Raw genomic sequence first — 13902 nt, 5'->3', positions numbered from 1 at the left:
CACGTCATATCAGTAGAATGCAACGCATCGAACGGCGGCACAGTAAGCCGGACGATAATGAAATCAAGTGGTTAGCAGTTAACTTGATAACATGCGGGAATAGCTCAGTTGGTAGAGCACGACCTTGCCAAGGTCGGGGTCGCGAGTTCGAGTCTCGTTTCCCGCTCCAGATTAAAGACATGCGCAATAGCGGGTGTCAGTTAGAAAAGTTTTACGGCGCGTTAGCAAAGCGGTTATGTAGCGGATTGCAAATCCGTCTAGTCCGGTTCGACTCCGGAACGCGCCTCCACTTTCTTCCCGAGCCCGGATGGTGGAATCGGTAGACACAAGGGATTTAAAATCCCTCGGCGTTCGCGCTGTGTGGGTTCAAGTCCCACTCCGGGTACCATGGGAAACAAAGAATAATCAAAGCAATAAGCAGTGTCGTGAAACCACCGAAAGGTGGTTTTTTTGTGCCTGAAATCCACTTTCTTGCATCATTGTTATTATTCAGTTATTCAGTTATCCAGAGCGAAGGTGTATTTGTCGGCGATACGACAGGGATTCGCGAAGATGCATTGCATCAGTACCCCTGTCATATCGCCGATATCATTCTGCGCTCAGGTTGTCAGAAATATTCACGCTTGCCACGGACTGAACTTTCCATGCGCCATTTTCTTTGACCATGCAGTCAATCACGGTGTGATCCCGCTTTTTACCGAATGATATATACACCTGCATGCATGCGGCATCGTAATCTAATGCCCGCGCACTGACGATGCCCCAGTCATCATCATATCCCTGGGCCTTTATGAACATATCGACGTCAGGCACGTCATATTCATCCGGATCCAGCTTATCCATGGCTTTGAGTTTGCTGATTGTTTCGCGGGTAACGTATCGGCTCAGCGCTTCATAGTTTTTAATTGGCTCTTTCCCGCTAAGAATCTGCGAGATGTACCACTTATTAAACTGAAGGGCGGCGGATGCCTCAGGGGGTAGCTTCTGTGCAGCTGATACGAGAGTGGGCAGAAGCAGGGCAGCAAGAATTATTTTTTTCATGTTAGTCATGCCTGTATATTTCATACGCTGGCTTTACTTCCCGGTATTCTTTTCCCGGATACATTGTTCGCTGAACAAAATCAGAGTACCAGACGCCGTTCCCGCCATAGATGCATGCATGGCCATAGGGGTGATGGGCTGTAGGCTGGATCACTGCCACGTCACCCTCAACAGGCTCGCCGTAAATCTGATGGAAGCCAGCCAAAATCAAATTGCTTTTCATATCCTTAGCATAATGTGTGTTCTGCAGATTAGCACCGCCAGCGCGAATGGCTTTTGAAACAAATTCTGCACATCTTTTCTGGCTATGCTCGCCCGCATGCTGGCGGGCATAAACTGCGGCTTTATGGGCACTCCACATAATTTAATCCCTTATAGACTTAATGGTTAACAAGGGAAACATTACGCCTGTAAGTTGCAGTTTTTTGTAAATAAGGGTGATCGGAATTAAACCACTATCTGTTTGGATAATGGTGTTTGGTTAATCCATACGGCATCTTTATGCCCGCTATCGCGGGCGTTTTAATATCCGCCCAAATACGCCTTCCTCACCTCCTGATTTCCCAGCAGCTCCTCGCCGCTGCCGCTCAACCGGATCTGCCCGTTAACCATCACATATCCGCGGTCGGAAAGCTTCAGCGCATGGTGCGCATTCTGCTCCACCAGAAAAATGGTCATGCCGTTGCGGGCCAGCTCGCGCAGCGTCTGGAAGATCTGTTTCACCACTATCGGCGCTAAGCCCAGGCTCGGTTCATCCAGCAACAGCAGCCTGGGACGGCTCATCAGCGCCCGGGCGATCGCCAGCATCTGCTGCTCCCCGCCGGACATGGTCATCGCGCGCTGCTTGCGCCTCTCCTTGAGGCGAGGGAACAGGTCGAACATGGTTTGCATATCTTCAGCCGCAAAACGATTGCCGATGGGGATGGTTCCCATCAGCAGGTTCTCTTCGACGGTCATATCCGGGAAGACACGCCGGCCTTCAGGCGCCTGCGCAATGCCGCCGGAGGCGACGTAGTGGGTGGATTGATGGCTAATGTCGTCACCACTGAACAGAATCTGCCCGCTCCGGATGCGCGGCTGGCCAAAGATAGACATCAGCAATGTGGATTTACCCGCACCGTTAGCGCCAATCAGCGCCACGGTCTCACCTTTATTGACCTCCAGGGAGACCTGCTTCAGCGCCTGAATGGCACCGTAGAACACATCCACCTTGCGAAATGCCAGCAGCGGTTCGGTCATAGGGTCACCTCGCTTTCGTCCGTACCCAGGTAGGCAGCAATCACCTTTTCATCATGCTGAATCTGTTCGGGTTTCCCTCTGGCAATGACATCGCCGTGGTCGAGCACGATAATGTCGTCCGAAATCTCCATCACCATCCCCATATCATGTTCAATCAGTAAGACCGTGATGTCATGACGATCGCGCAGGAAACGAATAATGCTGCTCAGCTTATGCGTTTCGACCGGGTTAAGCCCGGCGGCAGGCTCATCCAGACAGATCATCTCGGGCCCGGTACACATTGCCCGCGCGATCTCCAGACGCCGCTGCTGCCCGTACGACATCTCTCCCGCCAGGCGATTGGCGCACTCCACAAGGTCCACCACCTCCAGCCAGTAGAAGGCCCTGTCCAGGGCATCGCTTTCCGCCCGCCGATATGCTGGCGTGTTTAAGATCCCGGCGAGCAGATTGCGGTTAACGCGCATATGCTGCGCGACCAGCAGGTTTTCCACGACAGACATCTCGCGAAAAAGGCGGATGTTCTGAAAGGTGCGCGCCAGCCCGGCGCGGTTCACCAGGTGCGTTCCGCCAAACATTTTGTAGAACAGGCGCTGCCCGAACTGCGCGGGGTTAATCCAGTCGCCCGGCTGGAATTTTTGTCCGAGAACCTGAATAACGTTGGTCGTTTTAGTGCGGGTAGAAAATAAAATATTGCCGCCGGAGGCCTTATAGAAACCCGTCAGGCAGTTAAACACGGTTGTTTTTCCCGCTCCGTTTGGCCCGATAAGGGCGGTAATGGAGCCGCGCTGCACGTCCAGATTTACGTCGTTAAGCGCCTTAATCCCACCGAAGTGCATCATCAGATGTTCCACGCGCAATATCGTCCCGTTCATGGCGCCACGCCCTTACGCACGGCAAACCCGCTGCGGTTAATGCGGATCAGGCCGCGTGGACGCCAGATCATCATCACCACCATCAGCATGCCAAACAGCAGGACGCGGTACTCCGCAAAACTGCGCAGCAGCTCCGGCGTTACCGTCAGCACGAAGGCGGCCAGCACCACGCCAAGGGTAGAGCCCATGCCGCCCAGCACCACGATGGCGAGGATCAGCGCGGATTCAAAGAAGGTAAAGGAGGTCGGATTCACAAACCCCTGATAGGTTGCGAAGAACACCCCGGCAATCCCCGCGGTCGACGCGCCCAGCGTAAAGGCGGAGAGCTTCACCAGGACGTGATTCAACCCCATCGAGCGGCAGGCAATTTCGTCTTCTCGCAGGGCTTCCCACGCCCGGCCAATCGGCATCCGCGTCAGGCGGTGTTTGACGTAGAGCACCAGCATCACCACCAGAAACAGTACGGTATAGATAAAGATAAACTTCATGTTCGGGTTGTAGGTCAGGTGGAAAAACTCGTGAAAAGGCACGCCACCTTCTTTCGCGCGTCGTCCAAATTCCAGGCCGAAAAAGGTGGGGGGAGGGGCTGACACGCCGTTTGGCCCCCCCGTGAAGGTCAGCCAGTTGTTCAGGATCAGGCGAATGATCTCCCCGAACCCGAGGGTGACGATCGCCAGATAGTCGCCGTGCATGCGCAGTACCGGAAAGCCGAGCAGGGCACCGGCGGCGGCGGCCATGATTGCCGCCAGCGGCAGCATGCTCCAGAAGCCTAACCCCAGATACTGATACCCCATCGCCAGACCGTACGCGCCAATCGCGTAGAAGGCGACGTACCCCAGGTCCAGCAGGCCGGCCAGCCCCACGACGATGTTCAGCCCCAGACCGAGAAGCACGTAGATCAGCCCGAGAATGGCGACGGTCAGTACATACTTGGTGGCGACAAACGGGAAGCAAACCGCAAGCGCAATCACCAGAGGAATAATCCAGCGCATGCGGCTTTTGTAGTCCGGTGGCCTAACATAGACGCCCGCGTTATCGGTTTCGAAGCGCGCCTGGAAACGAGCGCCCGCGGCGGTACCCAAAAAAGCGCTCAAGAGAAAACGCCCCAGCATTACAATGCCGACCATCCAGGCCAGCCGTTGTCCGGCAAAGTTAAAGCTGTACCCGTCCAGCACCACGCCGGCAATCGGGCCGAAGATAATCAGCGCAATCAGCCCGGAAAAAATCGCGTCCAGAACGCAGCGCTTGAGAGAAAAACCGTGCGATGTCATCATTCTCTTCCTCACACTTTGGCCACAACCGGACGCCCGAGCAGACCCTGGGGCCGGAAAATCAGGATCATGACCAGCAGGCCAAACGAGAAGACATCTTTATAATCCGAGTTCACCATGCCCGAGAACTGGGCTTCCGCGACGCCAAGGATTAGGCCACCGAGCATGGCGCCGGGCAGGGAACCGATACCGCCGAGCACTGCCGCCGTAAAGGCCTTAATGCCAATCACAAACCCGACGTAGAAATCAAAGGTGCCGTAATTCATGGTGATGAGCACGCCCGCCAGGCCGGCCATCGCCGCGCCGATAACAAAGACCAGGGAGATAATCCGGTCGGTGTTGATCCCCAGAATAGAGGCCATTTTGCGATCCTGCTGTACCGCGCGGCACATCCGCCCCAGCCGGGTATGGTTGATTATCCACGTAAGCACCAGCATGCCGGCAAACGAGGCGAGCAGAATAAACACTTTGGTGTAGGTTATCTGCACGAATCCGTCGCCAAGATGCAGTCGAATCACGCCGTCGAGCATGGTCGGCACCCCTTGCTGGCGCGGGCCCTGGCTCAGTTGGGCGTAGTTTTGCAGGATAAGCGACATCCCGATGGCGGAGATAAGCGGCGCCAGGCGCGTGGAGTTGCGCAGCGGCCTGTAGGCGATACGCTCGATAGTCCAGCCGTACACGCCAGTTACCGCGATGGTGAACACCAGCGTACCCAGAATCAGCAGGGGGAAGGACTCAAGCCCGAAGAAAGAGAGCAGCGCCAGACCAATGGCGCAGAGATAGGCGGAAATCATATACACTTCGCCGTGGGCGAAATTGATCATCCCGATAATGCCGTACACCATGGTGTAGCCGATGGCGATCAGGCCGTAGACGGAGCCCAGCGTTAAGCCATTGACTAACTGCTGCAGGAAGAATGTACTCATCTTAGCGCGCTCGTTTTATAGGCTGCGCGAGGCGCGCAGCCTGATGTTTATTACGCGCCGACGGGCAAGCCCGCCGACGTTGAGCGTGACTCCGTCCCGTTACTGCACTTCCTTATATTTTCCCTTGTCGTCCCACTGGTAAACCACGTAGTCAGACACTTTCAGGTCGCCTTTGCTGTCCCAGGCTTTTTTGCCCATCACCGTGTCGACGGAATTGGCTTTCAGCCACTCGCTGGCTTTCGCGGAATCCTTGCCGCCGGTGGCCTTGAAGGCTGCGGCAATGGCCTGTACGGAGGCATAGGAGTAGAGGGTATAACCTTCCGGCTCGAATTTACCGGCGCGGAATTTGTCGATAACCGCTTTACCGTCCGGGATCAGGCGCGGATCTTTACCAAAGGTCATGTAAATGCCGTTGGTATATTGCGGGCCGCCCGCTGCCGTCACCATCTCTTCGTTGACAATGCAGTCGCCGGAGAAGAATTTCGCCTGCACCCCCTGTTCACGCATCTGGCGAACCAGCGGGCCAGCTTCCGGGTGACAGCCGCCGAAGAACACCACGTCCGGTTTTTGCGCGCCGATCTTCGTCACCAGCGCGTTAAAGTCTTTTTCACCGCGGGATAAACCTTCATACATCACATCCTTGACCCCGCGCTTCGCCAGCGCCGCTTTGGTGGCGTCTGCCAGCCCTTGTCCATAGGTGTCTTTATCGTGAATGATGACCACGCGTTTGGCTTTCAGCTTGTCGATAATGAAGTCGCTGGCGACCTGACCCTGCTGGTCGTCGCGGCCACACATGCGGAACATGTCGCTCATGCCGCGTTCGGTGATCTGCGGGTTAGTTGAGCCGGGAGTAATCGCGATGATGCCCGCGTCGCTATACACCTCGGAGGCGGGCATGGTGGAAGAGGAGCAGAAATGGCCGACCACGGCGTTGACCTTATCCTGGTCGACTAAGCGGTTGGCGACGGCCACCGCCTGCTTAGGCTCGCAGGCGTCATCCCCCTGAACCAGTTTGATCTTCTCACCGTTAATACCGCCTGCGGCGTTAATGTCTTCGGCGGCCTGCGTTGCGCCGTGCCAGTACTGATCGCCGTAGGTGGCATTAGGGCCCGTGAACGGTCCGGCGACACCGATCACGATATCTGCCCGGGCGGAAAATGCCGTTACCAGACAACCGGCCAGCACAAGAGAAACAGGCGTTTTGATAAATTTCAGCGACATTATTATGTTCCTTAGCAAAGAGGTTTTTGCACCACGGCGTAAGCCTGAACGCCCAGGGCGCAGCCAATCCAAAAACACGAGCAAGAACAAAATGCACTAAACGAACGGCATCCTGCGTGATACGGCGAGGTTTCCATGCGCAGCGTCGCGCGAAGAACAGCAAGCAAAAACGTTGCCAGAATGGTTAACCCCTTGACGGGGTTATGACATGTTTGAGTATAGAGCGCCGCGTTATCCCGCCCTGCGCCAGGAGAAGAATTTACAGCGGAGATCACACATCGTTAACAATAAAGCCCATAAGTTGTGCAACGGTCACGATTTGCACACTTTTGCAGCAATAAAGACCTAAACTTCAGCCAGGGCAGGCGTGCGATCTGTGGTAGGATCCTTTCCTTTTTTATCAGGAGTGTCCGCGATGACGGAAGGTCCATTAAATGAAAGCGAAATGGCGTGGCTGGAAGAGACATTAATGTCTTACGGTCATGACGATGCGTCCGTGATTGACGTGTCCGAACTGGACGGCATGCTTACTGCAGTGCTTTCCGGCCCTGTTGTCGTTGAGCCAGATGCCTGGCTGGTGGCGGTGTGGGGCGGGGAGAAGTACATCCCCCGCTGGAAAAACGATCGCGAGATGAACCGTTTTATCGATCTCTGCTTTAAGCATATGAACGACATTGCCGAGCGCCTGAGTGAATACCCGGATCAGTTTGAGCCGCTGTTCGGCTATAACGACGTTGACGGGGAGAGTTACACCGTGGTCGAAGAGTGGTGCTATGGCTATATGCGCGGCGTGGCGCTGACGGACTGGTCAGCCTTGCCGGAAGCCCTGAAGGCCGATCTCGACGTGATTGCCCTGCACGGAACGGAAGAGAACAGCGAGAAGCTGAATGAACTGTCCGAAGAGGAGTATATCGCCAGCATCGAGAGCATCCAGCCTGCGGCCCTGCGCTTATACAACTACTGGGTGGAGAACCCGCAGCAGCCGGAAGCGAAGAAGCCTGTCGTGAACGGCACGAAGGTGGGGCGTAACGATCCGTGTCCTTGCGGCAGCGGGAAGAAGTTTAAGAGCTGCTGCCTGCACTGATAAAAAAAGGGGCTGATGATAGCCCCTTTTATCTTTAACCCACTTCCGGCAGCATCCCGGCGGCAATCAACACCTGCACCAGAATAATCATTACCCCGCAGCCAAACACAACGCACAGCAGCGGTTTTCCTCCCGCGACGCGATATCCTTGCTGAGGATGCTGCTGACGGCTTTTCCACGCCAGCAGGGAAGGGAGCAGCAGGGCCAGGACAGAGAGCGCCACCCCCGCGTAGCCCAGCGCCATCACAAACCCGCGAGGGTAAAACAGCGCAAACGCCAGCGGCGGCAGGAAGGTAATGGCTCCGGTCTGTAACCGTCCGGCGGCAGTATTGCGACGCTGGAACAGGTCGGCCAGGTAATCGAACAGGCCGAGCGCTACGCCCAGGAACGAGGTCGCGAGCGCCAGGTCGGCAAACAGGTGAACCGCCAGCTCCACGTGCGGCGAGGTGACCACCTCGCGCAGCGACAACAGAAAACCGTTCAGGCCAGCGTGCTGCGCCATCAGCCCGACGAAGGTTGAAGAGTCAATGCTACCCAGCGTCACCAGCTGCCAGAAAATGTAGGCGATCAGCGGAATGGCGCTGCCGATAACAAACACACGACGCAGCTTGCGGACATCGCCGTTCATATAGCTGACGATGCTCGGCACGCTGCCGTGGAAGCCAAACGAGGTGAAAATGACCGGGATGGCGGAAAGCGCCAGCCCTTGCTCCAGCGGCAGCGTCAGCAGGTTCACCTTGTGCACGTGTGGTGCCAGCAGCGCCAGCATGACAACCAGAAACAGAATTTTGGCGCTGAACAGAAAACGGTTAAAGAGATCGACCAGCGATGTGCCCACGCAGACCACGCCGCCGCCAATAAGCGCAAAGAAGATAGCCCCCGTTGCAGGGGTAATGTCAGAGCCAAACCAGTCGTTGACGCTGGAGGCGATTAGCTCCCCGGCACCGCTGATATACGCGGCCGTGAGGGCGTACATCAGGAACATCATGCTAAAGCCGGTGATCCACTGGCCGTAGCGTCCCAGATAGCGCGCCGCCAGCGAACCCAGCCCGGTATCGGCGGGCACATGCTGGTAAACCTCAAGCAGCAGCAGTGCGGTATAGCACATTAATGCCCAGAGCGTGCCAAGCAGCAGCAGGGTCATCCCAAATCCCACTCCCGCGGCAGCCAGAGGCATTGCCAGCATTCCTGCGCCAATCGTCGTTCCGGCGACGATAAAAATACTTCCCAGGGTTCTGTTCTTCACGCTTTCCTCTACAACGACGCTTAACCGCAACAAAATCTGCGGCGCAGAGTAAGGCAAAAGCGGTAATTCGTCAAACCACCGTTACAAGGCGTGTAATGAAAGGTTTACGTATTGCGCTACTGCCCATCCTGAGTGGGGCGACGGTCAGGCGTGACGTAAATAGGGCGTACGGGGAATAAAATGCGTGTTTTAATGCAGGGGAAAGGTAAATTAACGCGGCGCCGGAAACCGGCACCGCGCTGATATTAATTCTGCGTATCGAGAGTCGACAGTTCTTTATCAATAAAGTAAAGTCCTTCGCCGGATTTACCCACCAGGGATAATTTATCCAGCACGGATTTAAACAGCTTCTCTTCTTCGTGTTGTTCCGCGACGTACCACTGCAGGAAATTAAAGGTTGGATAATCCTGGCCGATCATTGCCGCATGAACCAGTTCGTTAATTTTCTGGGTGATCAGCTGTTCGTGCTCGTAGGTGGCGCGGAACAGTTCGTCGAGAGAATTATATTCAGCAAAAGGCGATGCCACGTTCTCGATGCGCGGCAGGCTGCCCGTATCGGTCAGATAATCAAACAGGCGCTGCATGTGGGTCATCTCTTCCTGGGCGTGACGACGCAGAAACGCGGCCGCACCTTCAAAGCTGTGATAGCTGCACCAGGCGCTCATCTGCTGGTAGAGAAGGGATGAATAGAGCTCAAGGTTCATTTGTGCATTGAGCTTGTCGATCATTTCAGTTTTCAGCATGGTGGCGCTCCGGATTATTATTACGGGTTCATAATGAGCGACACTATAATTTGTTATTTAATTATTTGCAAAACGTAAAATTAAATATTTGTTCGTTTAAAATACGAATGGGAATAAAACGCATTGGCGATATTTATTTTTATTAATGCGAATTATTTTTGTTCTTAGTTAAATAAAGCGCCAGCAAACGCTGGCAGCTTTTTAATACCAGGGATTATTTGCCTTAGGGTTAACGGCATACCCCATGCACTTATACTGGATAGTAACGCTCTCGTTCAGGCACAAAGAGCCGCTTGTCAGGGTACAGGTTTTGACCGGCTGCCCGTAGGCAGAGGCGGTGGCATAGCCCATGTTCTGACAGGCTTTTACCGCGGTACCGTTATTAACATATTCATCGGACCAGGCGTTTTGCAGCACGGCCTGGCCATAGTCGAGGCGGACAATGCCGTTCGGCGCGTCGAGGCTGCTGATTTCCGCCTGGCGTTTAACGCTGCATCCCGCGAGCAGCAGGACTGTAGCGGCTACGATGGCTCTTTTCATGGTTCGCTCTGAGTGGATGGAAATACGTTATCGTACCCGCAGATGCCCGCTGCAATGCCAGGAATAGCCGGACGATCTACCCTCACTCTTTGCAACGGACGACGTAGATCCTTCCCTTCACAAAATTGTGAGCGTGCATTTGGTTTTTAAAACTGCATTTCATTTACTTTGAAAGTCTGTTTATTTGATGCCAGAATGAACGGGAACAGGTATCCATGGCGGGGAGCGCCCGCAGCGCATTCTGGAGAGACAAAATGAAAATTGCACTGATGATGGAAAACAGCCAGGCGGCTAAAAACCCAGTCATATTAAAAGAGCTGAAAACGGTAGCCGATGAAAAAGGGTTCCCGGTTTACAACGTGGGTATGAGCGACGAAAACGATCATCACCTGACCTACATCCACCTGGGCATTATGGCGAGCATTTTGCTGAATGCGAAAGCGGTGGATTTCGTAGTCACCGGCTGCGGCACCGGGCAGGGGGCGCTGATGTCGTTAAACATCCACCCTGGCGTGATTTGCGGCTACTGCATCGATCCCGCAGACGCGTTTCTCTTCGCGCAAATCAATAACGGCAATGCGCTCTCTCTGCCTTTTGCCAAAGGGTTTGGCTGGGGAGCGGAGCTAAACGTTCGCTTTATCTTTGAAAAGGCGTTTACCGGCCGAAAAGGGGAGGGATATCCTCCAGAGCGTAAAGAGCCGCAGGTGCGTAACGCCGGTATTCTGAACCAGGTAAAAGCGGCCGTGGTAAAAGATAACTATCTTGACTCGCTGCGCGCCATCGATCCTGAGCTGGTGAAGACCGCTGTTTCCGGCCCGCGTTTCCAGCAGTGCTTCTTTGAAAATTGCCAGGATAAGGCGATCGAGGATTTTGTTCGCAGTATCGTGGGTTAATGCGCACTGCGCAGTTTAAATTGTGATATGCGTCACAAAAATATTGATTTTTGTGACGATGGTCATATTATAGGCACATTGACTATAAAGTTGTATAACAAGTTAATGGAGCATCACAATGAAACTGCGCAAAATCCTGAAAAGTATGTGGGCCAATTACTGCCGCACTTTTAAAGACGTGCCGCCTGGCGCCATGTTCTGATAAAAAAAACCTGCTTCGGCGGGTTTTTTTGTGTCCTGCGGCAATGAAGGGCAGATGTCACGGGCCACGTTTTGATACTATGGCGGCCTTTGAATAAGGAGAAAGCCCCATGTCACAAAACCTGAGCGCCGATCAGGAACTGGTCTCTGACGTTGTCGCCTGTCAGCTGGTTATCAAGCAAATTCTTGATGTTCTGGACGTTATTGCACCGGTTGAAGTGCGCGAGAAGATGTCCACGCAGCTGAAAAACATCGATTTTGCCAGCCATCCCGCGGCTGCCGACCCGGTGACGCTTCGCGCGATCCAGAAAGCCATCGCGCTGATTGAACTGCGCTTTACGCCGCAGGGCGAGTCTCATTAAAACGCGAACGGGCGACCGCGTGTGTCGCCCGTTGAAAACGTTAAAAGAAGGTCTGGACCAGTAGGTAGCTCGCCGCGCAGGCGCAGCTCACGCCAATTAGCCCGGGCAGAATAAAGCTGTGGTTAATGATGAATTTGCCGATGCGGGTTGTTCCCGAGCGGTCAAAGCCGATGCAGGCTAAATCACTCGGGTAGGTCGGCAGAACAAAATAGCCGTAGGACGCCGGGAAGAAGGCGATCAGCATTTTTGGATCGATGCCCAACATCAATCCCATCGGCGCCACGGCCGTCAGGGCCGCCGCCTGGCTGTTTACCAGCTTCGACACCAGGAAAAGCACGATGGCATACGTCCACGGATGGCTTTTCACCACCCCTTCCAGTGCCAGCTTTAACTCATCGAGATGCGCCTGGAAAAAGGTATCGCTCATCCACGCCACCCCGAACACCGAGAAGATCGCCACCATACCGGCCTTGAATACCGCACCGTTTGAGATGGCTGAGGCATTGACCTTGCAGGCCATCAGCATCACGGCACCGGCGATGAGCATCATCATCTGAATGACGAGGTTCATCGACAGGGCCGTCATTTTACCTTTCAGCTCGAAGGACGGGCGCAGTTCGGGGAAAGCTCCGAGCAGGACTACCACCGCAATACCGGCAAAGAAAATCCATGTCGACCAGTAGGCCTGCTTCGGAAAACGCTGGTTCATTAACGTCTCCGTGCCGCCATAGATAAACTCGCGCTGTTTGGGATCTTTCAGTTTCTCCTGAAACTCCCCGTCATCAGCTAAATCTTTCCCCCGACGTAAACTCCACAGGGCCGCGATCGCGACGCCGAAAAGCGAAGCGGGAACCGATACGGCGAGGATTTCCAGGATCCCCCACGCGTGCCCAATCCCATGCTGTGCGGCCAGGATGGAGACCAGCGACACAACGGCGACGGAAACCGGAGACGCGGTGATCGCCATCTGGGATGCCACCGATGCCACCGCCATTGGGCGTTCCGGGCGGATCCCTTTTTTCAGGGCGATATCCGCAATGATGGGGAACATGGTGTAGACCACGTGCCCGGTGCCGCACAGAAAGGTCAGCATCCAGGTGGTAAAAGGGGCGAGAAGCGTGATGTGCTGCGGGTGTTTGCGCAGCAGGCGTTCAGCAAACTGCATCATGACGTTGAGGCCACCCGCGGTCTGCAGGGTAGCGGCACAGCCTATCACCGCGAGAATGGTTAACATGACGTCAACCGGAGGCTTGCCGGGCTGGAGCCCAAAGACAAAACACAAAATAAAAAGGCCAATACCGCTGATTAACCCAAGCCCCATGCCGCCGAAACGTGTTCCCGTCAGCAGGCAGAGGAGAATGACAACAAACTCAATGGTGATCATGCTTTTCCCTCGTCAATGATTATGTAATTAAATAAATCATTACATTTTGTAAGGTTAATCATTGAGAGCGAGATCTGATTTGTTAAATTTCAGCAAAAGCAGAGGGTTGGGGAGATAAGAAGGAACCTGCCTCCCTGAACCAGAGCCAAGGCAGGTTAAACGCTTAGTGGTGCTGCACCGTCACAAGATCGAGCAGGTGGCGGTCGGCTTGCTCCGGGCGTAAACCGGCCTGGCGCGCATTGTGGATCTCATCCGCCAGCGTTTTCAGCAGCATACCGTCCTGCTGCTGTTCTTTATCCATATCGCGTAAAAATTTAAGAGTGATGATGTCATGCTGTGCTCTGGCTTCATCGGCCAGCTTGTTGAGCGTCGTACAGCGCTGCTCATGCTCTTCCAGCGTTTTCTGGAACAGTTCTTCCAGAGAAGAGTAATTTTCATTGATCCCATCAAGGGCTTTAACAACCGGGTTAGCCCCCGCGGCCTTCAGGAAGTTAAAGACGCGCATCATATGGGTGACGTTGCTTTGTGCCTGTGAACGAAAGAACGTGGCAGAGCCCGTGAGACTTTTTTCAGAACACCATGCACTTAAGTGAAGGTGCAGGTTCGAGGCGTAGAACTCAAGGTTCATCTGCGCGTTAAGTTTTTGCATCATCGTTTGGGTAGCCATACTCATATCCTTATAGACTGTGGGACGTGATGTCCGCTGCTTAACCTGACAGCCAGGCAAATACGAAGAAAAACAGAATTGCAATTTTTGCAGTGACTAAAATCGATCGAAAATTCACTTCCTGTGTTCGATATAAATAAGCATACCTTTGTCTTATGATTAAGAAAACTCTTAATTAGGCTGTGTTTACCATACATTACAAAGTTTAATAT

General features: G+C 54.2%; 16 protein-coding genes and 3 tRNA genes. 7 read left to right on the top strand and 12 right to left on the bottom strand.

Annotation, left to right across the window (positions count from 1 at the left end; genetic code table 11):
• Positions 1–93: 93 nt before the first annotated feature.
• The 3 genes from IM265_RS20085 (at position 94) to IM265_RS20075 (ending at position 388) form a co-directional block, all read left to right on the top strand.
• Positions 94–169 (top strand) — tRNA-Gly (locus tag IM265_RS20085).
• 46 nt (positions 170–215) lie between these two features.
• Positions 216–289: transfer RNA gene (locus IM265_RS20080), tRNA-Cys, on the top strand.
• 12 nt (positions 290–301) lie between these two features.
• A tRNA-Leu gene (locus IM265_RS20075) sits at positions 302–388 on the top strand.
• Between the two features lie 200 nt (positions 389–588).
• On the opposite strand, the gene IM265_RS20070 is transcribed toward IM265_RS20075, so the two are convergent.
• From IM265_RS20070 to IM265_RS20040, 7 genes are all read right to left on the bottom strand, one after another.
• Complete coding sequence (locus tag IM265_RS20070) at positions 589–1041, bottom strand: DUF3828 domain-containing protein (RefSeq protein ID WP_028013673.1); 453 nt, start codon at positions 1039–1041, stop codon at positions 589–591.
• Position 1042: 1 nt separating this feature from the next.
• A complete protein-coding gene (locus IM265_RS20065) occupies positions 1043–1402 on the bottom strand; it encodes a CHAP domain-containing protein (RefSeq protein ID WP_193032052.1) in 360 nt (119 codons plus the stop codon).
• Between the two features lie 161 nt (positions 1403–1563).
• Complete coding sequence (locus IM265_RS20060; protein ID WP_045631541.1) at positions 1564–2280, bottom strand: ABC transporter ATP-binding protein; 717 nt, start codon at positions 2278–2280, stop codon at positions 1564–1566.
• On the bottom strand, positions 2277–3152 hold the full coding sequence (locus IM265_RS20055) for an ATP-binding cassette domain-containing protein (RefSeq protein WP_045260336.1): 876 nt from the start codon (positions 3150–3152) through the stop codon (positions 2277–2279). Before IM265_RS20055 ends, IM265_RS20060 begins: the two co-directional genes overlap by 4 nt.
• Positions 3149–4423: a high-affinity branched-chain amino acid ABC transporter permease LivM gene (gene livM / locus IM265_RS20050; RefSeq protein ID WP_193032065.1), complete on the bottom strand. Its 1275-nt coding sequence runs from the start codon at positions 4421–4423 to the stop codon at positions 3149–3151. Before livM ends, IM265_RS20055 begins: the two co-directional genes overlap by 4 nt.
• 11 nt (positions 4424–4434) lie before the next feature.
• Positions 4435–5349: a branched-chain amino acid ABC transporter permease gene (locus tag IM265_RS20045; RefSeq protein WP_028013668.1), complete on the bottom strand. Its 915-nt coding sequence runs from the start codon at positions 5347–5349 to the stop codon at positions 4435–4437.
• Positions 5350–5448: 99 nt separating this feature from the next.
• Positions 5449–6570 carry a branched-chain amino acid ABC transporter substrate-binding protein gene (locus IM265_RS20040; protein ID WP_028013667.1) on the bottom strand — a complete coding sequence of 374 codons (1122 nt, stop codon included), beginning with the start codon at positions 6568–6570 and terminating at the stop codon, positions 5449–5451.
• A gap of 415 nt (positions 6571–6985) precedes the next feature.
• Between IM265_RS20040 and IM265_RS20035 the strand changes: the two genes are divergently transcribed.
• A complete protein-coding gene (locus tag IM265_RS20035) occupies positions 6986–7654 on the top strand; it encodes a YecA family protein (protein WP_048959823.1) in 669 nt (222 codons plus the stop codon).
• A gap of 34 nt (positions 7655–7688) precedes the next feature.
• Here the strand turns inward: IM265_RS20035 and tyrP are convergent, their stop codons facing one another.
• From tyrP to yecR, 3 genes are all read right to left on the bottom strand, one after another.
• A complete protein-coding gene (gene tyrP, locus IM265_RS20030) occupies positions 7689–8900 on the bottom strand; it encodes a tyrosine transporter TyrP (protein ID WP_041909407.1) in 1212 nt (403 codons plus the stop codon).
• 245 nt (positions 8901–9145) lie between these two features.
• Positions 9146–9643 carry a non-heme ferritin gene (gene ftnA / locus IM265_RS20025; RefSeq protein WP_028013664.1) on the bottom strand — a complete coding sequence of 166 codons (498 nt, stop codon included), beginning with the start codon at positions 9641–9643 and terminating at the stop codon, positions 9146–9148.
• A gap of 201 nt (positions 9644–9844) precedes the next feature.
• Positions 9845–10183, bottom strand: coding sequence for a YecR family lipoprotein (yecR, locus tag IM265_RS20020; protein ID WP_041909409.1), 339 nt, complete (start codon positions 10181–10183; stop codon positions 9845–9847).
• 254 nt (positions 10184–10437) lie between these two features.
• Here yecR and IM265_RS20015 point away from each other — a divergent pair, with 254 nt between their 5' ends.
• From IM265_RS20015 to IM265_RS20005, 3 genes are all read left to right on the top strand, one after another.
• Positions 10438–11076 (top strand): RpiB/LacA/LacB family sugar-phosphate isomerase, encoded by a 639-nt coding sequence (locus IM265_RS20015; RefSeq protein WP_028013662.1) that lies wholly within the window; start codon positions 10438–10440, stop codon positions 11074–11076.
• 118 nt (positions 11077–11194) lie between these two features.
• The gene (gene azuC / locus IM265_RS20010) at positions 11195–11278 is read left to right on the top strand and encodes a stress response protein AzuC (protein WP_014884364.1); all 84 of its coding nucleotides are present in this window, start codon (positions 11195–11197) and stop codon (positions 11276–11278) included.
• Between the two features lie 109 nt (positions 11279–11387).
• Entirely contained in the window at positions 11388–11639 is a 252-nt protein-coding gene (locus IM265_RS20005) for a DUF2766 family protein (protein WP_008500405.1), read from the top strand.
• Positions 11640–11679: 40 nt separating this feature from the next.
• On the opposite strand, the gene IM265_RS20000 is transcribed toward IM265_RS20005, so the two are convergent.
• Both IM265_RS20000 and IM265_RS19995 read right to left on the bottom strand, forming a co-directional pair.
• The gene (locus tag IM265_RS20000; protein ID WP_047367826.1) at positions 11680–13023 is read right to left on the bottom strand and encodes an anaerobic C4-dicarboxylate transporter; all 1344 of its coding nucleotides are present in this window, start codon (positions 13021–13023) and stop codon (positions 11680–11682) included.
• A gap of 163 nt (positions 13024–13186) precedes the next feature.
• A complete protein-coding gene (locus IM265_RS19995) occupies positions 13187–13690 on the bottom strand; it encodes a non-heme ferritin-like protein (protein ID WP_028013660.1) in 504 nt (167 codons plus the stop codon).
• Positions 13691–13902 lie beyond the last annotated feature (212 nt).

The organism is Enterobacter cloacae complex sp. P17RS, from assembly GCF_014895885.1.
In the GTDB taxonomy this organism is placed as follows: Bacteria; Pseudomonadota; Gammaproteobacteria; order Enterobacterales; family Enterobacteriaceae; genus Enterobacter; species Enterobacter bugandensis.
This window is presented reverse-complemented; position numbering and strand designations above follow the sequence as displayed.